The organism is Larkinella punicea, assembly GCF_003334855.1.
Taxonomy (GTDB): Bacteria; Bacteroidota; Bacteroidia; order Cytophagales; family Spirosomataceae; genus Larkinella; species Larkinella punicea.
Genome location: NZ_QOWE01000015.1, coordinates 14,717 through 39,024 on the forward strand (window position 1 = coordinate 14,717; position 24,308 = coordinate 39,024).

The 24,308-nt window shown below is 50.8% G+C and carries 15 protein-coding genes; 10 read left to right on the plus strand and 5 right to left on the minus strand.

Translation table 11 applies throughout. From position 1 onward, the window contains the following. The first annotated feature begins 256 nt into the window (after positions 1–256). The 4 genes from DUE52_RS18210 (at position 257) to DUE52_RS18225 (ending at position 10,429) form a co-directional block, all read left to right on the plus strand. The gene (locus tag DUE52_RS18210; RefSeq protein WP_114407470.1) at positions 257–2,071 is read left to right on the plus strand and encodes an acyl-CoA dehydrogenase FadE; all 1,815 of its coding nucleotides are present in this window, start codon (positions 257–259) and stop codon (positions 2,069–2,071) included. 411 nt (positions 2,072–2,482) lie between these two features. Further along, positions 2,483–7,942, plus strand: a complete 5,460-nt coding sequence (locus DUE52_RS18215; protein WP_114407471.1) for an alpha-2-macroglobulin family protein — start codon at positions 2,483–2,485, stop codon at positions 7,940–7,942. Positions 7,943–8,155: 213 nt separating this feature from the next. Next, positions 8,156–8,356, plus strand: a complete 201-nt coding sequence (locus DUE52_RS18220) for a hypothetical protein (protein ID WP_114407472.1) — start codon at positions 8,156–8,158, stop codon at positions 8,354–8,356. A 138-nt stretch (positions 8,357–8,494) separates the two neighbouring features. Then, complete coding sequence (locus DUE52_RS18225) at positions 8,495–10,429, plus strand: glycoside hydrolase family 9 protein (RefSeq protein ID WP_114407473.1); 1,935 nt, start codon at positions 8,495–8,497, stop codon at positions 10,427–10,429. A 13-nt stretch (positions 10,430–10,442) separates the two neighbouring features. On the opposite strand, the gene DUE52_RS18230 is transcribed toward DUE52_RS18225, so the two are convergent. Both DUE52_RS18230 and DUE52_RS18235 read right to left on the minus strand, forming a co-directional pair. Next, on the minus strand, positions 10,443–11,180 hold the full coding sequence (locus tag DUE52_RS18230) for a response regulator (RefSeq protein ID WP_114407474.1): 738 nt from the start codon (positions 11,178–11,180) through the stop codon (positions 10,443–10,445). Positions 11,181–11,187: 7 nt separating this feature from the next. Continuing rightward, on the minus strand, positions 11,188–12,930 hold the full coding sequence (locus tag DUE52_RS18235; RefSeq protein ID WP_114407475.1) for a sensor histidine kinase: 1,743 nt from the start codon (positions 12,928–12,930) through the stop codon (positions 11,188–11,190). Between the two features lie 209 nt (positions 12,931–13,139). Here DUE52_RS18235 and DUE52_RS18240 point away from each other — a divergent pair, with 209 nt between their 5' ends. Further along, entirely contained in the window at positions 13,140–14,861 is a 1,722-nt protein-coding gene (locus DUE52_RS18240) for a CsgG/HfaB family protein (protein WP_114407476.1), read from the plus strand. A 180-nt stretch (positions 14,862–15,041) separates the two neighbouring features. Here DUE52_RS18240 and DUE52_RS18245 read toward each other — a convergent pair whose 3' ends face one another. Then, positions 15,042–15,338, minus strand: a complete 297-nt coding sequence (locus DUE52_RS18245) for a hypothetical protein (protein ID WP_133299874.1) — start codon at positions 15,336–15,338, stop codon at positions 15,042–15,044. A 70-nt stretch (positions 15,339–15,408) separates the two neighbouring features. Here DUE52_RS18245 and DUE52_RS18250 point away from each other — a divergent pair, with 70 nt between their 5' ends. The 3 genes from DUE52_RS18250 (at position 15,409) to DUE52_RS18260 (ending at position 20,071) form a co-directional block, all read left to right on the plus strand. Further along, the gene (locus tag DUE52_RS18250; RefSeq protein WP_114407478.1) at positions 15,409–16,224 is read left to right on the plus strand and encodes a polysaccharide deacetylase family protein; all 816 of its coding nucleotides are present in this window, start codon (positions 15,409–15,411) and stop codon (positions 16,222–16,224) included. Between the two features lie 249 nt (positions 16,225–16,473). Further along, positions 16,474–19,302: an outer membrane beta-barrel family protein gene (locus DUE52_RS18255; protein ID WP_114407479.1), complete on the plus strand. Its 2,829-nt coding sequence runs from the start codon at positions 16,474–16,476 to the stop codon at positions 19,300–19,302. Positions 19,303–19,324: 22 nt separating this feature from the next. Further along, on the plus strand, positions 19,325–20,071 hold the full coding sequence (locus tag DUE52_RS18260; RefSeq protein WP_229312216.1) for a GLPGLI family protein: 747 nt from the start codon (positions 19,325–19,327) through the stop codon (positions 20,069–20,071). Positions 20,072–20,138: 67 nt separating this feature from the next. Here the strand turns inward: DUE52_RS18260 and DUE52_RS18265 are convergent, their stop codons facing one another. Continuing rightward, the gene (locus DUE52_RS18265) at positions 20,139–21,851 is read right to left on the minus strand and encodes a GMC oxidoreductase (protein ID WP_114407481.1); all 1,713 of its coding nucleotides are present in this window, start codon (positions 21,849–21,851) and stop codon (positions 20,139–20,141) included. A 557-nt stretch (positions 21,852–22,408) separates the two neighbouring features. Between DUE52_RS18265 and DUE52_RS33095 the strand changes: the two genes are divergently transcribed. Next, entirely contained in the window at positions 22,409–22,723 is a 315-nt protein-coding gene (locus DUE52_RS33095) for a transposase (protein ID WP_374755909.1), read from the plus strand. Beyond that, positions 22,662–23,189, plus strand: coding sequence for a transposase (locus tag DUE52_RS18275; RefSeq protein WP_229312217.1), 528 nt, complete (start codon positions 22,662–22,664; stop codon positions 23,187–23,189). Before DUE52_RS33095 ends, DUE52_RS18275 begins: the two co-directional genes overlap by 62 nt. A 340-nt stretch (positions 23,190–23,529) precedes the next feature. Here the strand turns inward: DUE52_RS18275 and DUE52_RS18280 are convergent, their stop codons facing one another. After that, on the minus strand, positions 23,530–24,246 hold the full coding sequence (locus tag DUE52_RS18280; RefSeq protein WP_114407483.1) for a LexA family transcriptional regulator: 717 nt from the start codon (positions 24,244–24,246) through the stop codon (positions 23,530–23,532). Between the last annotated feature and the right edge of the window lie 62 nt (positions 24,247–24,308).

Here is a 24,308-nt window from a genome sequence, read left to right on the forward strand (position 1 = left end):
CCTACGCAATAGTCGTACCCAATAATAGACGAAATATACAGTTAAATCATACATGTACAAGCAAAAACGGCAAGAATTTTATACTTTATAGCTACCAAATGACCCGTTTCGTTAACAAACCGAAGACATAATCCCCACTAAAAATCGCCGTCAAATTAAACCCGTATGCTTGCATACTATTCCTACTTTTTTTACTTTTGCATGGTAACGGTATGCCTGCATACCAACCTATAAACCCCTATTCGACCTACACATCATGATTGCAACGGACCATAAAGCATCGTTGAAAGGCGGAGAGTTTCTGATCAAAGAAACCGATGCCTCCCAGGTGTTCATTCCGGAGGAATTTTCGGAAGAACAACAAATGATTGCCGCGACTTGCCGCGAATTTCTGGAGCGCGAAATCTGGACTCGTCTGGATGAAATCGACCAGGCCAAATCGCCGGATCTAATTGCTTCATTGATGGACAAAGCCGGCGAACTGGGCTTGCTCGGCACGTCGGTCCCGGAAGAATACGGCGGTTTTGGCATGAATTTCAATACGTCGATGCTGGTGACGGAAGTAACCGGCGCCGGGCATTCGTTCTCCGTGGCGTTGTCGGCGCACACTGGCATCGGAACCCTGCCGATTGTGTATTACGGCAACGATGATCAAAAATCAAAATATCTGCCTAAACTGGCGACCGGCGAATGGAAAGCGGCCTACTGCCTGACCGAGCCGGATTCGGGTTCGGACGCTAACTCCGGCAAAACGAAAGCCAAATTGACCGAAGATGGCAAGCACTACGTCATCAACGGCCAGAAAATGTGGATCACGAACGGCGGTTTTGCCGATCTGTTCATTGTTTTTGCCAAAATAGATGATGGCAGCGGCCAACCGGACAAGAACCTGAGTGCGTTCATTATCGAAAAAGATTTTGGCGGCATTACGATGAATGAACCGGAGCACAAAATGGGGATCAAAGGCTCCGACACCCGCCAGATTTTCTTCAACGATTGCAAAGTGCCGGTCGAAAATCTGCTGTCGACGCGGGGTAACGGTTTTAAAATTGCTGTCAATATTCTCAACATTGGCCGGATCAAGCTCGGTGTGGCCGCTGTCGGTGGGTCGAAAGAAGTGATCAACAATGCCATCCGGTATGCCAACGAACGCAAGCAGTTCAACACACTGATTTCAAGTTTTGGCGCGATCAAGCACAAGCTGGCCGAAATGGCGGTGAAAGTTTACGCCTGTGAAACCGCCTGTTACCGCGCCGGTCAGAATATCGACGACCTGATCGAAACCCTGAAAGCCAACGGCCTGGGCGATTCGGAAGCCAAACTAAAAGCCCTGGAGCAGTTCGCCATCGAATGCGCCATGATGAAAGTCCACGGTTCCGAAGCACTGGACTACGTGGTCGATGAAGGCGTTCAGGTGTACGGCGGCATGGGGTATTCGGCGGACGCGCCGATGGATCGCGCTTACCGCGATGCCCGCATCAACCGGATTTTTGAAGGCACAAACGAAATCAACCGGATGCTGACCGTCGACATGATTCTGAAGCGAACCATGAAAGGCGAACTCGATCTGATGGGGCCGGCGATGGCGGTTTCGAAAGAGATTATGTCAATCCCGGATTTCAGTGCCGACGAAGAAGAAGTGCTGTTTGCTGCCGAGAAAAAAGTGCTGCGGAATCTGAAAAAAGCCATTCTGATGGTAGCGGGTGCGGCTGTTCAGAAACTGATGACGAAACTGTCGGATGAGCAGGAAATCCTGATGAATCTGGCCGATATGGTCATTGAACTGTACGTGGCCGAGTCGGTTTTGCTGCGGGTTGAAAAACTGACGGGCCTCAAGGGAGAATCCTCGGTCGCGTTGCAGAAAGATCTGGCACTGGTGTATCTGCACGAAGCCGTCGAGAAAGTCAACAACGCCGGTCGGGCCGCCATCTCGTCATTTGCCGAAGGCGACGAACTCCGCGTAATGCTGATGGGCCTGAAACGCTTTACAAAAATTGAACCGCTGAACCTGAAAGACACCCGCCGTCGTATTGCCGATGCGATGATTGCGGAGAATAAATATATTTTCTAAGAAACTCAGGTCTAGTGGTTTACGAAAAATCGCTAGACCGACCGATTAACTTCACAACTAAAAACCAAAATTGTATAAGCCGACTGCGGATTCGCGGTCGGCTTTATTGTTTATCCGCTGGCTGCTCAACCGCCGGACTTGCTCGGTGAATTCCTCCGACGATAGTAAGGGCTGTTCGGAGACTTTCTTGCTCAATCGTGCGCTCTGCTGCTATGGTAATCGTTCAGGCCGGTACTTTTTTTCATAGTTCATCTGTGATTAGTAGCAAGTTCGTCAATCTCTTTCTTGTTTCCAGAAACCCTGCCAATAGCGGTGATTACCAGCCTGAAACCACCATTTATTCATTCGTATTGCAAAATGCCAACTATTTTTAAGACCTTTCGCCGTTCTTCTCCGTAACAATTCCAAACCATGAAGACGTACCTTCGTTCGTTAACGGCCCTTAGCGTCCTGTTTTTTTTTAGCACCTGTTCCCACCTCAGTAATTCGGTCCGGCTGATCAATCAAAACTTTGAAGACGAAGTGGGCCGGAACCAGAATCTGGTCTTTACTTTCAGCAAAGACCTCGTGCCGGAAGGTCGGCTCAACGAATGGGATTCCACGCAATACGTAGTTTTTGAACCGGCGGTTGCGGGCAATTTCAAGTGGACTGCCCCCAACGAACTGGTGTTTTCGCCAGCGGTTGCGTTCAAACCGGCGACAGAGTACAAAGCCGAACTGAACAACGCCCTGATTCGGCAGCAGAAAGACGCGCAACTATCCCTCGATAATGAAACCATTGCCTTCCACACACCCTATCTCCAGCTCGCCGACACCGAATTCTGGTGGACGCGGGGCGAGAACGGTCGACCGGTTGCCAAAGCAAAACTGAATTTCAATTACCCGGTGAGCGGAGCCGAATTGGCCGGTTTACTAAAAATTGAAGCCGAAGCGGAAAAACCGCTGATGACACAGGTTCTGCAAACGTCGCTGAACGAAACCATCCCGGTTACGCTCGCCAATGCCCCCGCTTCCCGCAGCGAAACCCCGTTGAAAATTCAGATCGGGCAAGGCCTGAAAGTCCCGAATACGGCTTTCAGCACGAAAGAAGCGTTTGAACAAACGACCGCGCTCCCCTCGCAATACAGCCTGGAGGTGGTAGACGTAAAAACCGGTTTTGAAAACAACGAAGGCGTTATCCGGGTCATCACGACGCAGGAATTGCAGGCCAGCCAGTTGAGCAGCTATTATACCCTGACACCGGAAGCCGAAAGCCGCGCCGAACTCACCGAAAACGGTTTTACCATCCGCGGTAATTTCAACGAAACCGAAACCTACGTGCTGACGCTCACTGACCAGCTAAAAGGCGTTTTGGGCGCACGACTGGACGAAACGGTTTCGAAAGACGTGTTTTTCGGGAAAATGCCCGCCGGTATTTCGTTCGTCAACAAACGGGCGGTTTACCTTTCGTCGAAAGGTGCGAAAAACGTGGGTGTCAACATCGTCAACGTGCCGAAAGTGGACGTGAAAATTGCGAAGGTTTACGAAAATAACATTCTGCACTACCTGCGCTCGGGTCGCTACGAAGAAAGTGGTGAAATCGACGGCGAATGGAAACCGCTGGGAACGCACTATTATTACGACGATGAACAACAGAATTACAGCGATATCATTGTTCAGAAAACCGTTGAAACGACCAATTTACCCAAAGCCAAAGGCGTTTCGGCCCTGAACCTGTCTCTTCCCGACCAAACCGCGTCCAGCCCGAATCCGCCCCGTGGGATTTACCTCGTTACGGTCAGTTCAAAAGACGACGCCTACATCAGCGCGACCAAACTGATTTCGGTGTCGGACATTGGCCTGATTACCAAACAGGGCAACGACGAAGTCTGGGTGTTTGCCAACTCCATCAAAACCGCCGAGCCGCTGGCGAATGTCGATATCACGCTGATCAGCAGCAACAACCAGGTCATTGCCACGGTGCAAACGAACGGCAAAGGCGTCGCGCATTTCGAAAAAATAGCGGAGAAAACGCCCGGTTCCAAGCTGGCGATGGTGCTGTCCAAAACCGAAGATGATTTCAATTACCTGTTGTTGCAGGACGCGAAAGTCGAAACATCGCGCTTCGAAGTGGAGGGCAAACGCGACAACCCGACCGGTTTTGATGCCTTTGTCTACGGCGACCGCAACATTTACCGCCCCGGCGAAACGATTCACTTCAACACCATCATCCGAAACCCGGTTTGGGAAAGCGTCGGCGAGATTCCGCTGAAAATTAAAGTCCTGTCGCCCAACGGTAAAGAATACCGGGTGCTGCGCCAATCGACCAATGAACAGGGTGCCGTGGCCACCGATGTACCGATCGACCCGGCGGCTGTCACGGGAACGTACGTCACGGAAATTTACAACGCCAACGACGTTTTGCTGGCATCGCGGAACATCAGCATCGAGGAGTTTATTCCCGACCGCATCCGGGTGGAAGCCCGTACGGAGCGCGACGCCTACAAAACCGGCGAAACCGTCACGATGACCGCCACGGCCACGAACCTGTTTGGCCCGCCAGCCACCGGGCGAACCTACGAAATGGACCTGCAACTGAAGCAGCGGGCGTTTACGGCCAAACAATTCCCGGACTACACCTTTGCCATCGAAAGCAACACCTCGTTTGAAAAAAATCTGCGTCAGGGCGTGACCGACGCCAACGGTCAGGCCGTTGAACGGTTTCCGATTTCGACCAGCTACCGCGACATCGGCGTGTTGGAAGGCAAATTGTTCGTCACGGTTTTTGACGAAAACAGCCGCCCGGTCAATCGCCTGAAGCAACTCGATGTGTTCACGCAGGAAACGTTTTACGGCATTCGGCTGGCCGATTCATACGTCGGCACCAACGTTCCGCTGCCCATTGAAGTGGTGGCGGTGGATCGAAACGGATCATTACAGAAAGGTGCTACGGCGCAGGCTGAGGTCGTTCGGTTTGATTACCAGACGGTTGTTGAAAAACAGTACGACCAGTTGCGGTATGTCTCGAAAAAACGCGAGAAAGTCGTTTACACCAATAATTTGAGTTTCGGGGACGGCCGGGCGAAATTTAGTTACGTACCGACGGTTTCGGGCGAATACGAGGTGCGCATCCGGCGGACGGGAAAATCCGGCGAGGTGGCTGCGGCTTACACGGCGGTTTCGTATTATGCCTACGGTTTTGGCACGACCCAAAGTTCGTCGTTCGAAGTCAGCACCGAAGGGCAGGTGTTGATGGAGTTCGACAAGGAAAAGTATCAGGTGGGTGACAAAGCGAAAGTACTGTTCAAAACGCCGTTTGCCGGAAAACTGCTGGTGACGCTGGAACGCAACAAAGTGCTGGAAACGCATGTGCTGGAAACCGATCAGAAATCCGCCGAACTGACCTTCAGTTTGTCCAATGAACACCTGCCAACGGTTTACGTGACGGCTACGCTCATTCGGCCCGTCGATGGGTCCAATCTGCCGCTCATGGTGGCGCACGGTTTTGCGCCCATCCAGGTTGAAGATCCGGACACCAAATTACCGGTGGAAATTACGGCGGTAACGCAATCCCGTTCCAAAACAAAACAGCATATTTCGGTTAAAACCAGCCCCAACGCCGAACTGACCGTGGCCGTCGTTGATGAAGGGATTCTGCAACTGAAGAATTTTCAGACGCCCGACATCCACGGTTATTTTTACCAGAAAAGGGCTTTGGAAGTTAATAGCCACGATCTGTATGCTTTCCTGTTTCCTGAATTGGCCATTTCCGGCCGTTCGTCGTTTGGTGGTGACGGCTATAATCTGGGCAAACGCATCAATCCACTGAGCAACGGGCGGGTGAAACTGGTGGCCTTGTGGAGCGGTGTTCTGAAAGCCAACGGCAGTGGAGAAGCCAGTTTCGACGTGGCGATTCCGCAGTTTTCGGGCGATTTGCGGGTCATGGCTGTTGCCTACAAAGGCAAGGCGTTCGGTTCGGCGACGAAGAACATGAAAGTGGCCGATCCGCTCGTCATCAGCACCGGCGCGTCCCGGTTTTTGAGTCCGGACGACGAGCTGAGTCTGCCCGTGACAATCAGCAATACCACCAAAAAACCGGCAACCGTGACGGCTTCGCTGAAACTGAGCGGGGCTTTACTGGCTAACGGCACGACTACGCAGCAACTCACCATCGGGCCGGGGCAGGAAGCCCGCGCGACCTTCGCCGTGAAAGCAAAAACCGCCATCGGCACGGGCAACATAACGGTTTTGGTGAAAGGTCTGAACGAAACATTCAGCGAAAGTCTCGACCTTACTGTTCGTCCGGTGACGTCTTTGCTGAAAACCGCCCAATCGGGCGTCGTAGCCGCCAATCAATCCCAAACCATCGATCTGACCAACCAATACATTCCCGGTACGGTGCGGAGTCAGTTGACCGTCAGCCGGTCGCCGATGATTCAGTTGAGCAAGGAGTTGTCGTATCTGCTTGGCTATCCGTACGGTTGCATGGAGCAAACCATTTCTAAGGCGTTTCCGCAGTTGTATTTTGCCGAAGTGCTCAAAACGATGGGCAAACCGGGCACCTATTTTGTGCGTTCGGGCGACAGTGATCTGAATCCGAATTACACCGTTCAGGAAGCCATCCGGCGCGTGGAATCGATGCAACTGGCCGACGGCGGTTTTAGTATGTGGCCCGGTTTGCCGACGGAAGACGGCTGGGCGTCGGCTTATGCGGTTCATTTTCTGACCGAAGCCCGACGCGCCGGTTTTGAAGTCAGTCCGTCGGTATATAGCAAAGCGTTGGATCGGCTGAATGTTCGCACGAGCAGCCCCGCGCTGGAGGATGAAATGGTTCGTGATGAAACCGGCAACACGGTTCGTAAAGTGGTGAGTCGGCAGAATCTGTACGGGTTATACGCCCTGGCACTGGGTGGGCAACCCAATCGCCCGGCGATGAATTATTACAAAACCGCAGCCCTGCGGCCGAACGAAAATTCGATAACACCAGACAGTCGGTATCTGCTGGCAGCCGCGTTTTACCTGACTGGTGATACACGCAGCTACGCGGCTTTGTTGCCCAAAAAATTCACCAATACGACCAACCAGCGGCAATCGGGTGGCAGCTATGCCTCGCCAATTCGGAATCTGGCGCTGGTGCTAAACACCTTGCTGGAAACCGATCCGGACAATTTGCAGATTCCGACGCTGGCCCGGCAACTTTCGCAGGCCCTGAACACCAGTTCGTATCTGAACACGCAGGAGTCGGTTTTTGCCGTACTGGCGCTGGGCAAAATTGCCAAAAAAGCCGCTACTGCGACGGCCACCGCCACGCTGTCGGCGGATGGAAAAACCGTTGGGCAGTTTACCGGCAAAACCCTGAATCTGACCACCGGCATTGCCAACCGGAAACTGAAGCTGGCGGCTCAGGGCAGCGGAAATCTCTACTGGTTTGCCCAAACCGAAGGATTGAGCGCAACAGGAAACTACACCGAAGAAGATGCCGGGTTACGGGTGCGTCGGGAATTTCTGGACCGCGATGGCGCGCCGATATCATCGTTCAAACAGAATGACCTGGTGGTGGTTCGGATTTCACTGGCGAGCGACAACGGAATTGCGGTTAACAACGTGGTGGTGACGGACATGCTGCCCGCCGGTTTTGAGATCGAAAATCCGCGCCTGACCGAACCGCGTGAAATGCCCTGGATCAAAGGGGCTTCGACGCCGGAACACTTCGACGTGCGCGACGACCGCATTCATTTTTTCACCTCGGCCGGAACAACCGTTAAAACCTTTTATTACCTCGTCCGGGTGGTGTCCAAAGGGCGGTTTGCGCTGGGGCCGGTCTCTGCCGACGCGATGTATGACGGCAGTTTGCGGAGCTATTCGGGGGGCGGAATCCTAACCACATACTAACAAAAAAAAATCGAAAAGTGACTTTTGAGACTAAGTTGCGTCTATTAAGTATATCCCACCATTTTATCCGGTGGGACGAGTTCATTCCAAGTCGGTTAAACCATTCGTTTTCCCCTGATTAGAAGCAGGTTGATTCGAATAAACTGTTTTAACGGGTTGGAGAAAGGCGTTTTGTAGTCTACCTTTGTGTCACCGAAAAGATTAAGTAATCGTATGCAATACAATCGCTATTACCTCTTATCCAGCATGATGGGCGATGAGTTATATCGTCAGCATTCATCTAAAAAAGATCAACCTATTGAGGAGAGTCTGGAAAAGCGTTTTAATCTCCTTTCGGAGATTCCGCTGGATCAATTTATACGCAGTGGCATGCCGTGGCTGCGTATTCTCGAAATGCTCGAACGGCGCTACTAACCGTATTGGTAGCTTATCTTTATACTATATCCATCCGTGAACCCATTCCTGACGATTTTTAGCCAAAGTCGGGAATGGGTTTATTTCATTTAACGGGAGTTTCCTCTGCAACCGGTAAAAGTTGTAACTTGCCTATCGATGAGGAAATTATTTTTGCTGTTTGGTTTTATTGTTTGGCTTTTTGCGTTCAAATCCACCGTTGACGAACAGGCCTGGATACGAATCAATTCCCTCGGCTACCGGCCTGCCAGTACGAAAGTAGCCATCTGGGTCGGAAAAACGGAGGAAGCCGTTGCCCAGCCTTTTCAGGTCATTGACGCCCAAACCGGAAAAGTCGTTTATGAAAATTCGGTTGGGAAAGACTTCGGTGCGTATGGCCCTTTTGTGCAAACCCACCGCCTGGATTTTTCCAGCGTCCGCAAACCGGGTACCTACTACCTCAAAACCGGTACCATCCAATCGCCCGAATTTCGGATTGCTGACGACGTATACAACGGAGCGGCTGATTTTTGCCTGCGCTACATGCGCCAGCAACGCAGCGGTTACAATCCCTTCCTGAAAGATTCGTGCCATACCCACGACGGCTATACGATGTATGGCCCCATGCCCGACAGCACCCACATCGATGTGTCGGGCGGCTGGCACGATGCTTCCGACTACCTGCAATACGTTCCGACCTCCGCCAACGCCACCTACCACCTGCTGGCCGCTTTTCGCGATTTTCCGAAAGTTTTCGGTGATCATCATCTGGCCAACGGGCTGGAAGGAACGAACAACCAGGCTGATGTGCTGGACGAAGCACGCTGGGGCCTCGACTGGCTGCTGAAAATGCACCCCAAAGACGACTGGATGTTCAACCAACTGGCCGACGACCGGGATCACTCGGGATTGCGCATTCCCAAACGGGATTCGGCGTATGGAAAGGGCTATGAGCGGCCCGTGTATTTTGCGACGGGAAAACCGCAGGGTCTTTTCAAACACAAAAACCGCGCAACGGGCGTTGCTTCCACGGCCGGCAAATTCAGCAGCGCGTTTGCATTGGGCTACCAGGTGTTGCGCAAACGGGATCTGGATTATGCCGACAAATTGTGGGAACGGGCGCAAAGTGCTTACATGCTCGGCCTGCAAAAACCGGGTGTTTGCCAGACTGCGCCGGGCAGGGCACCCTATTTTTACGAAGAAGACAATTACGTCGATGACATGGAACTGGCGGCTGTCGAGATGTACAATGCCGCCCGGGTGCAGGGCTACAAAGCCGCCGATTACCTCAATAGCGCCTACGCCTACGGTTTGATCGAACCGGTAACACCCTGGCTGGGAACCGATACGGCCCGGCATTACCAGTGGTACCCGTTCATTAACATCGGCCATTTCGAGGTCGCCAAGCGGGTCGTCGATACCCGTCGGCAACACATGGTCGGTTTTTACCGGGATGGGATCGAGAAAGTCTGGCAGAAGGCGCAGAGCAACGCGTTTTACCGGGGCGTTCCGTTCATCTGGTGTAGCAATAACCTGACGACGTCTTTCGCCATTCAGTGTTACTGGTACCGCAAATTAACCGGCGATACCCGCTATCTGCAACTCGAACAGGCCTGTTTCGACTGGCTGTTTGGCTGCAATCCGTGGGGAACCAGTTTTGTGTACGGTTTACCAGCCGGAGCCGATACGCCCGCCGATCCCCACTCGGCCTTCACCCACCTCAAAAACTATCCCATCGATGGCGGTCTGGTCGACGGGCCGGTGTATGGCCGGATTTACAAGAATCTGATCGGGATCGAGCTGAAAGAGCCGGATGAATATGCGGAGTTTCAGAGCGATCTGGTCGTTTACCACGACGATTACGGCGACTACAGTACGAATGAGCCAACGATGGACGGCACGGCTTCGCTGATTTACCTGCTGGCCGCCAAACAGGGCGAAACGGCAGCGGCAGCCACGGTTGCTGCTCCGGCGAAAGCGAAAGTGGTCAAAAAGAAGACCTCGTCCCGGAAAAAGACGGTTCGCAAAAAGTCGTCCGGACGAAAAAAGGCTCCGGCCAAACGTTCGTCGTCAAAGAAAAAACGGAGACGGTAAGCGGTTTTCGTTCTTATCGGGTCCGGATCACCCCCAGCTTTTTTAGCAGATCGGTCCGATTGCTTTCCGGAACAGAAATGGGGTTACCGTGATTACGCATAAACAACTGGTTTCTTTCCAAACGTTCGATGTGGTTCAGATTGATCAACAGTGAGCGTGACAACCGGTAGAAATAGGAGATAGGGAAATACTGAGCCAGATAGCCCAGATTCATGGACAACAGATGCGGTTTTTCTTCATTGACCATAAAAACCTTGACATAGGCTCCCTCCGCCAGCAGATAGAGAACCTCCTGGAGCACCACCTTTTCATACCCCTTATTGATCGGCAGAAATAACGTCTCGGGAACCGCTGTGTGGCTGGGCCGATGGCTCAATGAACGATTCGTATAGGCCAATTCGATCTGAAAGACAATTTCATTCTGGTGAAAGGGTTTGATCAGATACGCAATTGGCTCGGTTTCTTTGGCCCGTTGAAACGTCGGCGTTTCTGAATTGGCGGTCAGGTAGATAATCGGCATCCAATGCATGGCCAGCATATCCCTGGCGGTCGTAATTCCGTCAGCCGCAGATCGTTCCAGATGAATATCAACCAGCGCCATATCCGGGGGTTGTCGCCGGATAGCGGCCATTGCTTCGTGGTAATTCCGGGCGATCGTCGGCACCCGGTGCCCGGCACTTTCCAACGCTCCCTTGAGGTCATGAGCCGTCAACAAATCATCTTCAATAATCAGGATGGTTAAGGATTCCATGGTACGTTCAAATTTTAAACTGCATCTCAAACCGGGTGCCCGCTTCCGAATGAAACTGACAGGAGCCATACAACTGGTCGACCTGGATCTGAATGAGACGCATTCCGAAGGTCTTACTTTCCCTAAAAATAGCCGTACCGGTTTGCAAAAAAGATAGCCCCGGTCCATTATCGGTAACGGTCAGCAGTAGCGCACTTCCCTGCCGCCGACTCATCACCCGGAAAACCGGGTCAGGATGATCCGGGAACGCATATTTACAGGCATTGGTGGTTAATTCGTTCACAATCAATCCCAACGACAAGGCATGGGTGGCCGATAACTCGAACGCTTCCAGGTCGTATACCGTCTGAATCCCGGAATAACCAAAGGCACGGATGACACTCTCGACCAGTTCAGGAATAAAATCAGGCAGATTGACAGTCACCAGCCCTTCGCCATCGTAAAGCCGGCGATGCAGCAGAGCCATCGCCTGCACCCGCAACTGGCTTTCTTCCACGGCTTTCCGGGCGGTTTCGTCGACAAGTTGTTTGGAATGCAGGTTGAGCAGACTGGACACCACCTGCAGGTTGTTCTTCACCCGGTGGTTCTGCTCTTTCACCAACTCGGCATTCCGGGCACTGATGCGGTGGTTTTTGCGATAGAGTCGAAAAAAAATGATGCTCGTGACAATCGTGACGAGCAGGAGGGTCGAGACGGCCCAGGTCAGCCGTTGCTGAACGAACAGGGTTTCCGAACGCAACGCCAGTTCTTTCTGCTGGGCTTTCAGGAGTGCATCTTTTTGCCCGGCTTTATACTCCATGTTCAGGCGGGAGATAGCCCCTGCGTGATCAACGGTGTAATTATTACGTTCAATCTGACGCAATTTTTCGCTGTGCACATACGCACGTTTCCAGTCGCCAATGGATTGATAATACAATTGATAATTGCTTTCAAAACTATAATTGATAAAATGGTCGATGAATGGACTCTGGTTGAGCAGTTGCTGGGCCTGAGAAAGAAATGACCATGCCTGCCTGGGCTGACCCAGACTGGTATACGCCGAAGCCAGTTCCAGCATGAGCTTCATCCGAATTCCCTGCTCTTTCTGCTGCGTTGCCAGTTCCAGCGCTTTTTTCAGGTAGTCTGTTCCGGTCTGGTTCTGGCCCACACTTCTCCAAAAGCGACCAACCGCCAAGTGGTTTTCAATACGGGTTACGGTATCTTTCAGTTTATAAGCAAGTTGGTTTATTTCCTGGTAATAGTGCAACACGCTATCGGCCTGTGATTTAGATCGATCCGGAGTTCCATCGGGTCCATTATAGATATAAAAACCCATCAGACATCCGTACGCTCTGATCAAGGCTTTATCAGAGTGGATGCGCTTCGCCATCTCCAGAGCCCGATACGCATACAGGAGCCTGTCCTCGCGGTTTTCCTGCGTGCCGCTCAACCGAACGTACAATCTGGCCAAATCAAAGGAGCCGCCACGGGGTTCAATGATTTTTAATGATTTGAGAAACCAGCGGTGGGCGGTCAGACGGTCACCGGAGGCTTCGTAGGTTTTTCCATACAGGTAATAGGCTTCTGCCAGCAACAACGAATCTTTCTTCGCAAGGGCCTCCCGATACACCGTATCCGCATAGAGCAGTTTATGCGACTGGAGTTTCAGGTATTGGGGCTGTTGTGCCCTGCCTGCCACCAGCGTCAATCCAAGGAGCAGCAAAAGGCCAACGAGCCTCGCCATCGTATGCCGAAGGGAAAGAAAGGACATGAATTACGCTGGTTAGATTTACGTATTAAAGCAAAAGGAAGTGAGTTTGTCATTCTAATCAGAAATCCTCACTGAGAGAATCGGCGACTCTGTATAGGTAGAATCCCTGGTAGTAAAGTTACCGATTATTTCATTTTGATAATCAGTTACATTCGATCAAGTTAAACAGTGGCTTGCCCCTCTCGCCCAGCCACCTATTCCTTAAAACTATGATAAACAATTTTTACCGATTCGTTTGTGGATTTCTGATTGCCGGTAATTGCCTGTTACCCTCTCTTGGTTGGGCACAGAAAGAGCCCAAAGTTACGCTCGAAAAAGTGGCCGAAAAATGCAAAGGATTACCACGCGACAAGCGCGTGACGGTGAAAGTTGCCCGCTTCAACGTCTCGGCCAAATCGTCACAGGCCAACGCTACGTTCGGTGATGAACTGGCGACCATGCTCACTTCGGCCATCCAGCAGACTAATTGTTTTCGGGTACTCGAAATGAACCGCAATGTCGGCGATGCGACGGGTGAAATGGCTTTTGCTCAGGATGGTTTCACCAATGGTTCGGGTCCGCAGGCCGGAGCCATGCTGGGGGCGCAACTGATTATTACGGGCGAAGTAACGGACTTTTCGGAAGGCAAAACATCAACTTCCGTAGCCGGTTTCAGTGTGGGTGGAAATCAGGCCACCGTTGGTTTTACGCTGAAAGTATTGAATCCACAAACCGGTGAAGTACTCTTCAGCCGCGATGTGAACATGAAAGGTAACTCGTCCGGCTTTACCGGAGCCAGCATGTTTGGCGTAAAAGTAGCCGGAACTACCCAGAACCGGGCCGTACAGGATGCCACCCAGAAAGCCATCATCAAATCCGTGGAAATTCTGGCTGACGAAAAAGACAACATGGACATTCCGGAGCCGATGAAACCGAAAGAAGTAAAACGGTATACGGCCCAGAATTGTCAGACCTTACGCAATGGATCGCCCAAAATTATCATTCTGGTGACGGAAGCCACCACCGCCGGAACCGCCCGCGACAACACCACCACCGACCTGAACCGGCGCGAACGCGAACTGGCACTGAAAGAACGCGAAGCAAACGTAGGCTTGGCCCGCGACGTTGTTCAGGGCATATTTGGTCGCCGGCGGGACGAACCGACCAAACCGGAGAATACGGCCAGCCGCCAAACGGGTTCATCGGCGGTTTTTAAACCGGTGGTTATCGAGCAATCGGCGACCGAGACAGAGTTGATCCGGCATTTTGTCGAAGCAGGTTTCCGCGTCGTCGACCCTAAAATTTACGGAAAAATGCGGCAGATGGCCGATTCTTCCGCCGATTTGGGGGCCATGGCAACCCTGGGGCTGAAGATGGGAGCCCATATGATTATCACGGGGCAGACCATTTCGGAACGAACCAATTCGCAGGGCGGGATGGTTTCCAGCCGGGCCCGGCTGGAAATTCGGGCCATTGCGACCGAAGACGGTTCTATTTTAGCCACCAACACCATTGCGGGTGGCGGGATCGACGTTTCGGAAGCGATTGCCAACAAAACTGCCATTCGGAATGCTTCGGACAACATGGCCCAATACCTGATGGAGCGACTCTGTACGATGAATTTGCAGTTTGCAGGTACTGAGGCTGTAAAACCCAAAGGTGGTGCGGTAGCCCGTGTTACCGCATCGCCGGATGCGGCCGCGAATTCCACCGAAATTGTCGTGACGAATGTCAATTATGCCAAATTACAGGCGTTAGCCACCGGGCTCGCAAAGAATCCGAAGGTAAAAGGGGTGAAGAAAAATCTGAAAAGCGGTACAACCGAAGGAGTCCTTCACATTGAGCATACAGGCAGCACCGACGACCTGATCGATGTGCTGAGCAAAAATCCGGCATTAAAATTTGAGGTAACCGGTGTGGAAGAAGGCAAAGCAAATCTGGCAATGAATTGAGGGCCGATTTCAGGATATTTTTCGTTGCGTGTTACCAAATGCACTTCAACTGGAATAAAGCGATAAGTGTATCAATCTTTGGGTGTGCACGTACTACTCACTCCCCAGCTCGACGTTCAGTAGCTGGGGAGCTGTTTCTTTAAGCAACGACCCAATACCGGTATTTTTCGTTTCGATCTTTCAAAACACCACTTCTATTCCAAAATCATTAATTTGCACCATCGACGGAGCTTGCTGGTTGCGCAGTTCGGTGGCAATGCGCTGAATGATTTCGGTTCGGCGTGGAGTGGCGACTTTGGCACCGGCACTCCGGCAATACGCAGGCCATTGTTCGTTGCCCGGAACAAAGACGTAGATGGAGGTCAACATGCGTTCGTACGAAAACCGCAACGTTAGCATGGATTCACGGTAGCTGATCCACCCGGATAAACCGGTGTGTTCCATTTCAACGGTGTAATTGGTCAATGGAGTGGCCATAGGGGTCCGGGTAGCCCAAGAGTTCATCAAATTCATGATACGGTGTTTTTGGAAGTAATGGTGTCCCGCTATGCTGATCGTTTGGTTGTGTTTACTGTGTTGGGCTATCGCTCCTGGGATCGATAATTGGGTAAAAGATGCAGTCCGGGTCGCCGACGTTGCACGGAACGACACAAACCCCGAAAAATATATTTCGCGGCACCGGGGCGCCATCATTCGGGGCGACACAACCGCCCGACGGCTGGCGATCGTGTTTACGGGGGATGAATATGCCGATGGAGGAGAACAAATCCGGCAGAAACTAGCGCATCACCGGGTTTCTGCTTCGTTTTTCCTGACGGGCCGGTTCTACCGCAACGCCGGTTTTCAAACGCTGATTCGCAACCTGAAACAAGATGGTCATTACCTCGGTGCGCATTCCGACGCCCATTTGCTGTATTGCGACTGGACAAAGCGCGACAGCCTGCTGGTAACTCAAACGCAGTTTCGCAACGATCTGGAGCAGAATTACGCAGCCATGCAATCCTACGGTATCTCGAAAAAAGACGCCCGGTATTTCCTGCCGCCCTACGAATGGTATAACGACACGATTGCCGCCTGGACCAAAACCGCAGGTTTCCAACTCATCAACTTTACGCCCGGAACTCTCAGCCACGCCGATTACACGACGCCCGATCTGAAAAATTACCGCAGTAGCCGGGTTATTTTAGCGTCCATCTATGCGCAGGAACAGCGGCATCCGGTCGGCTTGAACGGTTTTATTCTCTTGCTTCACGTTGGGACTCATCCCGCCCGAACCGATAAACTGTATGCGCACCTGGACGAACTTCTTGCGTATTTACAGCAGAAAAAATACCGGCTGGTGCGGGTCGATGAATTAATTTGATAAGGAACATATAACAAAATATACTTTCTCCGTTTTTCTGTTGATTCATGCAACAGTCCGCTGTGAATCAATGTCTTTCCCTTGTTTTTCAGAATTGCCCCGCCTGTTTGCTAACCCGGCATTGTCCCTATAAAAATATTTTTTAACTACAATTATAGTTGTAACTATTAAAATTTGTTAACTTTCAGCAACGGATGTTAATTCTTTCCAACTTGCCGATCCTTATTCGTCAATCGATTCCTGTTCCCCATGAGAAAACTTTTCCTGCTGCTGTTACTAACGGTATGCTGCCAGGCGGCTTTTGCCCAACAGTCGAACCGGATCACCATCCGGGGCTCCATCACCGATACGTCCAAAGCCGTCATGCCCGGAGCAACGGTCATGCTGCTGACCCCAAAAGATTCCGCACTGGTCAATTTCGGTCGAACCAACGACAAAGGGGCGTTTGAATTCCGGAATGTAAAGCGGGCTCCATACATTCTGAAAGTATCGTACGTTGGTTTTTTGCCCTTGCAGGTAGAAGTGAATCCCGACAACAGCGAGGTGACCGATCTGGGGGCCTTGCCCATCAAGCCCATTCAGAAAGAATTACTGGAAGTGGTCATTAAAGCGGCCAAAGCACCGCTAAGCATTCGGGGCGATACCATCGAGTACAATGCCGCTTCGTTCAAAGTACCGCCCGGATCAACGGTAGAAGAATTGCTCCGCAAACTGCCGGGGATGCAGGTCGATCAGGAAGGAAACATCAAAGCCCAGGGCGAAAACGTCACGAAAGTCACCGTCGACGGAAAAACATTCTTCGGCTCAGATCCCAAACTAGCCACCAAGAACCTTCCCGCCGACGCCATTTCGAAGGTGCAGGTGTTCAACGACAAAACAGAAGCCGCCAAGACGACGGGCATCGACGACGGAAAACGGGAAAAGGCCGTCAATCTGGAACTGAAAGAAAGCCATCGCAAAGGCGGTTTCGGAAAAGTGACAGCGGGCGTCGGAACGAAAGACCGGTTTCAGCTCCGGGGGAATTATAACCGCTTCAATACCAAGGAACAAATGTCGGTGATTGGTCTCGGCAATAACATCAACCAGACCGGCTTATCGTTCGATGATTACCAGGATTTTCGGGGAAGTCAATCCTTTAACTGGGAAGATCAGGGCGATTTCGGGTTCTACAGCGGAGGGGTCTACTTCTTTGGGGGCGATGATGGCATCGGTGTTCCGATCACGGGTGGGGGTAGCAACAGCCGGGGTTTTTCCCGTAACTATGCCGGGGGAGCGAACTACAATTACGATACCAAAAAGACCAAACTCAGCTCCAATTATTTCTACAACCAGAGCGGTCTGACGCTTAACTCCGATTTGGATAAAGAAACTACTCTGCCCAATAGTTCTTTTTTTAATACGGATCTCAAAAGCCAGGGCAGCCTGACCCGAAACCACCGGGGCAGTGCCCGGTTTGAAAAAAAAATCGATTCGCTCAATACCCTGGTGATCATCGGCAATCTGCGCGCCAACAATGGCAACACGGCCCTGTTCAGCGATCAGGACTTTTTTAAGGACAAAAATAAGGATACACTAACCAGCCAAACCAATTTTGCCAACTACAACCAGTTCAACGGTTTCCAGCTTGCGACAACGGCAATTTACCGGCATACCTTCCGGAAGAAAGGGCGCAACTTTGCCGCCAGCCTGGCCTACAACGTGAATGATACCGATGGCTCGGCCCAGCAACGTTCGACCAACACCTATTTTAATGACACCACCGCCACCGGCCCGACGATTTTTAGCATCAACCAGGACAACGTCACCAGCAGTCTACGAACCGAAATCAAGTCCAGCCTGGATTATACCGAACCCTTATCAAAAACAACGTTCTGGGAAACGTTTTACAACTTCAGCCGACGCAACGACAAGGTCGATCGTGACGTGTTCGATGTCGGTGACCAGATTTCCGTTCGGAATGAAACGCTGAGCCGGTATTACACCAACGATTTTACCTACAACCGGATTGGCTCTCTGATCCGTTATTCCGACAAAGGATTTAATGTGTCGGGCGGTTTGGCGGGGATGTGGTTTCATCAGGCCGGGCAATTTGCCTCGAATCAGGGGTCCTCGAATTTTACGAAAGTCGACCGCAATTATTTCTCGGTTGTTCCCAATGTCAGCGTAAACTACAACAAGAAGAACAAACGGTTTAACGCTGGTTACAACGTTAACGTCAACCAGCCACAAACGAGTGATTTGCAACCGGTTATCGACAATAGTAATCCCCGATTTATTCGGGAAGGAAATCCCGATTTATTACCCTCGCTTACGCACCGGGTCAGTGGCGGATTTGGCGTCTTCAATCCCGGTAGCTTTGTCAACGTGTTCGTCAATGTCAACTACGGCTACAACATCAATCAAATCGTTTATAATCAAACGGTTAATGAATTGCTGGTGACGACCACCCGCCCGGAGAACATCAGCGGTGGAACCACCAAAGGCGGAAGCGTTTATTTTAGTTTCCCGATAAAAAAGACGAAAGCGGTGTTGAATACGAATTTTTACACCAACCTCAACAAATTCCCGACGTTCATCAACGGTGTCCCAAACCAAACCAACAACAACAACTACAACGCCTACATGAGCCTGGATTTGACACCGAGCGAAAAATTTACGTTCTATCCAACGTTTAACTTTAGCATCACGGATACGAAGTATTCCGTCAATACGGCGCAAAACCTGACGATTTATAATTACAACTACGGCGGTAACATGAACGTCCAGTTGCCCAAGGGGATTTTCTTCAACGGACGGATGAATTACCAGATTTACAAAAACCCCAAGTTTGATTTTAGACAGGAGTTGCCGATTTTGAACCTGGCCGTCTACAAACTCTTCCTGAAAGACAACAAAGCGGAGGTACGGCTGACGGCCTATGACGTTTTCAACAAAAACCGGGGCATTACGCAACAGGCTTACCAGAATTACGTTCAAACCGAGCGGGTTCAAACGCTGGCGCGGTATTTCATGCTCTCCTTTTCGTATAACCTACGGGGCCTGAAGTCGCAAATGCGTCAAAATAACTACATTTATTAATCAGCAGGAACCGCAAATGATAATGAAAAAGCTTCTGATTCTTCTTCTTGTAATGATCGGTGCCCCGTCAATGGCCCAAAAAATGGAAGGTGTTGTTACGTATGACCGCACGCAGGATTACGTTAAAATCATGTCCCGGATGACGTTTCTGAGCCTGGATCAGAAAGAACGCATGAAGGCTACAAACAAAAACTACAGCAGCCGCCCCACCCAAATGGTGTTGTATTTCAACGAAGATCAAAGTCTGTATACGAACGAAAGTGAGTACTGGCGGAGCGAAAACGGTCAGTGGTCCTACCGAAACAGCGATTACATCATCCGTCGTGATTTCAAACAGGAAACCAAGTCGGACGTGATCGAAATGCTGGGAAGAACCTACCTCATCGACGATTCCCTGAAAACGCCCCAATGGAAGATTCTGAACCAGTTGAAAGACATCGCTGGCCACATCTGCATGAAGGCCGAAACCGAAGACCCCATCAAGCAACAGAAAGTTGTTGCCTGGTTTGCCCAGGACATTCCGGTTTCGGCCGGACCCGAGCAGTATTTCGGTTTACCGGGCTTGATCCTGGAACTGGATCTCAACGACGGTGACGCGGTCGTTACCGCCAGCAAGATTGAGATGCGGGACGTCTCGAAAGAATTAACCGCTACAAAAAAAATCAAAGGCAAGAAAATCAAAACCGCCGACTACGATAAATTGATCAAAGACCATATCCAGACCAGCACCAAAGCCCAGGAAAACCCATATTGGACAATCCGGTATTGAACTTAATGATGAGTTATGAACGATGAATGGGGCTGACGCATTCATCGTTCATAACTCATCATTAAGTTTACAGCTTCCCTTTCTTCAACTCCGCAGCCGCGTAATTGGCCGCTCGTGCCGTCAGGGCCATAAACGTAATGGACGGGTTTTGGTTGCCGACCGATGTCATGCAGGCCCCGTCGGTGACGAAAACATTTTTGACGTTGTGAAACTGATTCCACTTGTTCAGCAGCGACGTTTTGGGGTCTTTTCCCATCCTGACACCGCCCATTTCGTGAATGTCCAAACCCGGATTGCGGTTATCGTCATAAGACGCGATGTTTTTACACCCTGATTTGTCGAGCATTTCGGCCCCCTGCACCAGAAAGTCTTTCAAGATTTTTATGTCATTGTCGTCGTACCCCACCGACGTAATCAGTTGCGGAATACCCCAGGGATCTTTCTGATCGGCACTCAATCGAACGTGGTTTTCGTATTTCGGAACGGTTTCGGCCTGCATCATCATATACACGCTCCAGTCGCCCGGTGTCAGCAGACTTTCTTTAAATTCCGCCCCGAATCCTTCCTGCCCATTGCCACGTCCCCAACCGGCGCGGCTGGCGCTAAAGGCCACCATGTAGCCCCGCTGAAAGTCCGTTTCCTGTTTTTTCACATTGCGGAAGGAAGGCATAAAAGCCGTGGTCGGTCGACGTCCGTAGAAATACTGGTCCTCATAACCCTCGAACGAAGCCGTCAGACTGCCCCGGTAATTATGGAAGGCTACGTAGCGGCCCAGCAGCCCGTTGTCGTTGCCCAGTCCATTCGGAAAGCGTTTTGAGGTCGAATTCAATAACACCAGATTGGAATTCAGACAGGCCGCATTGACAAAGATGATTTTGGCAAAATACTCGGTCGTTTGCTTCGTATGGGCGTCGATCACCCGCACCCCCGTTGCCTTGCCTTTCTGTTCATTGTAAATGATGGAATGAACCACGGAATCGGGCCGAATTGTCAGATTACCGGTTTTGGCCGCCCACGGCAAGGTCGCGGAGTTGGAACTGAAATAACCGCCAAACGGACAGCCCCGGTAGCACAAATGCCGTGCCTGGCATTGCCCTCTGCCCTGCTGCAAGTGAATGGGCTGCGGTTTGGTCAGGTGGGCGCATCGGCCAATGATCACGTGCCGGTCAGCGTAGTTGGTTTTAACGGCGGTCTGAATGTGTTTTTCGACGCAGTTTAATTCAAAGGGTGGCAGAAACTCGCCATCGGGCAAGCTGTCGATCCCGTCTTTGTTGCCACTAATCCCGACAAACTTCTCGACCCGGCTATACCAGGGTGCCAGGTCGGCGTAGCGGATGGGCCAGTCGACGGCGAAACCGTCGCGGGCCGGGGCAACAAATTCATAGTCGCTCCACCGCTGCGTTTGCCGCGCCCAGATCAGCGATTTCCCGCCCACCTGGTAGCCGCGAATCCAGTCGAACGGTTTTTCCTGAATGTACGGATGTTCGGCATCTTTCACGAAATACTGCTGCGTAGCCTCGTCCAGCGCGTAACATTTGGTGGCTACGGGATTAGCGGCTTCAAACGTGTCGGGCATCCGGTTGCGGTGGGGCAGATCCCACGGATTGGCCATCGCAGTCGGGTAATCCGTGATGTGTTTCACCATGCGGCCCCGTTCCAGCACGAGGGTTTTCAGTCCCTTTTCACACAGTTCTTTGGCCGCCCAGCCCCCGCTGATTCCCGAGCCGATGACGATGGCGTCGTAGCTCATTTGTTCTTTGGCCTTTCCGTTGAGGTTCATCAAATAGAAGCGGTTAAATCCATTCGCAAGTTAAACAAAAACCCCTGTCAGGTTCTGAAAACCTGACAGGGGTTTCTACGTCTAAACAGATAAAACTTCCGCTATGTCAGTTAGTCCCCTTCCTCTGCTGCCTGATCAGTATTATCACATCTATAACCACGCTAACGCATCGGACTTATTGTTTAGGGAAAACTCCCTAACTACCATTACTTTCTGAAAAAATACGCAGAGCACTGCACGCCTGTAGTCGATACCTTTGCCTATTGTTTGATGCCTAACCATTTTCATTTGTTTGTTCGTATAAAGTCTGAAAGCGAGCTGGTATCTTATTTTGAAGTGCCTGAAAATCTGAGTTCTCTGGAATTACAGGATAAAATAACCTTTCAACTCAGTCAAATATTTTCGAATTTCTTCAATGCATACGCCAAAGCCTACAACCGGCGGTTCGGGCGAAAAGGAGCTTTAGAAGTTGTTGGGGATTTTATAACTGGCTGAAAAAAGTGGGTGTCTGCTTACCTTTATGTTGCAACACAATAGAGGTATGGTTACTCAATTTAATGAGCTTACAGACACCCACCGGGCAGCCGGCGCTGTGGCAATTTATTGAAAACTATTTGCCAACACAACGGAAACGCCGACTTTGCTTACGGCATGTGACGAACGCTATTTTCTATATTCTGCGTACAGGGTGCCAATGGCGCAATTTACCCAGTCACTATCCGCACTGGCAGGCCGTTTACCGCACGGGCGGCCCCGTACTACTTTGTCAAATGGAAGAAGGAAAATCGTTTAAATCTGCTCAATCAGGCTTTGAATCAACGAGACCGGGTTGCTCAAGGACGCCAACCAACACCTTCCTTAGTTTGTGTTGATAGTCAGAGCGTTAAACTCGCACCACTGCTCTCCGAGCAACGGGGACTTGACGCTGCCAAGAAAGTAAACGGACGGAAACGACAGATTATAGTTGACACTGGTGGCAGGCTTTGGAACGTGTATGTTCATGCCGCTAATCAGGCCGATAGTCAAGCGGGAGTAAACGTTTTGAAGGGAATAGAATCGTGGAGCCAACGGCTCCAAAAAGTGCTTACTGATTCGGCTTACGAGGGCTTGTTCGCTGATGTAGTCAAACAGCAGCAGTTGCTGTTTGAAGTTAGTTCAAAACCGTTTTGGATAAAAGGTTTCGTTCCCCTTAGAAAACGCTGGGTTGTAGAACGAACTTTTGCCTGGTTAAATCACTTTCGGAGAGTTACTAAAGACTACGAGCAGACGACTGCCAGTGCAGAAGCATGGATCTTATGGGCTAACTGTGCATTGATGTTGAACCGATTGGCAAAATAACCAAATAATATTTCCCAACACCCTCTTATTCCTGAATCCTTTCAAAAGAAAAGGAGTAAGCGATGAACGATATTACAACCAGCTTATTTACTATATCCACCATAATCCCGTCAAACACGGTTTTTGTAGAAAATTGGCTAAATGGCCGCATTCTTCTTTTCAATCATTGATTTCTGAAAAACCGATTTTAGTATGTCGCGATGAAGTTTTGAGTTGGTTTGGTGGGCGGGCTGCCTTTATTGCTTTTCACGGAGATACGGCTTAAAATGGACAGACACCTGTCAGGTTTTCAAAACCTGACAGGTGTCTGTCCATTTTAAGCCGGTTATTATTTACATTCCTACTCCACTGGCGAGTCGATGACCCGCACGATTTTCCAGATTCCGCGAATGTCTTTCAACGGAACCGTAACGCTGCCACCGTTTGGATTATCGGAATGCAGCGTGAGCCGCTGTTTGGTCAGTAATTCGTTGTCTTTGATGCGTTTAACGACGAAAAAGTCGCGGTAAATCACCGCAAAGATGCCGCCCGACTGGTATTCCCAATTGTTCGGGTCCACCAGAATCGCCAATACTTTCGCTCCGTTGGCCAGTTGTGGCGTCATGCTGTTGCCCGAAACCTCGATAACGACCGGGTCCTTGTGATTGCCCACCAGATGAACCGGAACGCGGTACGTTTCCATCTGTGCCATACTGATTCCTTCAATGTAGGTCTCGATGAAGCTCGCGTAGAAACGCGTCGGCACAAAAGGAAGATCGGTGTACCGTACCTCCAGTTCAATAATTTTTCCGTTCTGCTCCGGCTCGTCCAACACGGGTTTTTGCCCCCGCAACAGAAAGTCGGCCCGTACCTGCGGATATTGCTCCAACAACCGCATGATGGTGTCATACGATGGTTTAGCGCGGCCGTTCAGGATGTTATAAAACTTCGATGAGTTCTCACCCAGGTCTTTGGCAGCCTGGTAGATACTGATTTCCAGCGCGTCAAATACTTGCCGCAACCGCTCCTGAATCGGCTCTAAACCCTCCTCAAAAGATTTTCCGGGTTCGTTAAACATAATATAGTTGTTGACTTTTATAATATAAGTATTATATATTGTGATCAAATTTACTAAATAAA

Coding starts and splice junctions, on each gene's coding strand:
- DUE52_RS18215 (WP_114407471.1), top strand. CDS start 2,483: ATGAAGACGTACCTTCGTTCGTTAACGGCCCTTAGCGTCCTGTTTTTT.
- DUE52_RS18225 (WP_114407473.1), top strand. CDS start 8,495: ATGAGGAAATTATTTTTGCTGTTTGGTTTTATTGTTTGGCTTTTTGCG.
- DUE52_RS18240 (WP_114407476.1), top strand. CDS start 13,140: ATGATAAACAATTTTTACCGATTCGTTTGTGGATTTCTGATTGCCGGT.
- DUE52_RS18220 (WP_114407472.1), top strand. CDS start 8,156: ATGCAATACAATCGCTATTACCTCTTATCCAGCATGATGGGCGATGAG.
- DUE52_RS18255 (WP_114407479.1), top strand. CDS start 16,474: ATGAGAAAACTTTTCCTGCTGCTGTTACTAACGGTATGCTGCCAGGCG.
- DUE52_RS18250 (WP_114407478.1), top strand. CDS start 15,409: ATGCTGATCGTTTGGTTGTGTTTACTGTGTTGGGCTATCGCTCCTGGG.
- DUE52_RS18280 (WP_114407483.1), bottom strand. CDS start 24,246: ATGTTTAACGAACCCGGAAAATCTTTTGAGGAGGGTTTAGAGCCGATT.
- DUE52_RS18265 (WP_114407481.1), bottom strand. CDS start 21,851: ATGAACCTCAACGGAAAGGCCAAAGAACAAATGAGCTACGACGCCATC.
- DUE52_RS18210 (WP_114407470.1), top strand. CDS start 257: ATGATTGCAACGGACCATAAAGCATCGTTGAAAGGCGGAGAGTTTCTG.
- DUE52_RS18245 (WP_133299874.1), bottom strand. CDS start 15,338: ATGGCCACTCCATTGACCAATTACACCGTTGAAATGGAACACACCGGT.
- DUE52_RS18260 (WP_229312216.1), top strand. CDS start 19,325: ATGAAAAAGCTTCTGATTCTTCTTCTTGTAATGATCGGTGCCCCGTCA.
- DUE52_RS18230 (WP_114407474.1), bottom strand. CDS start 11,180: ATGGAATCCTTAACCATCCTGATTATTGAAGATGATTTGTTGACGGCT.
- DUE52_RS18235 (WP_114407475.1), bottom strand. CDS start 12,930: ATGTCCTTTCTTTCCCTTCGGCATACGATGGCGAGGCTCGTTGGCCTT.
- DUE52_RS33095 (WP_374755909.1), top strand. CDS start 22,409: ATGAGCTTACAGACACCCACCGGGCAGCCGGCGCTGTGGCAATTTATT.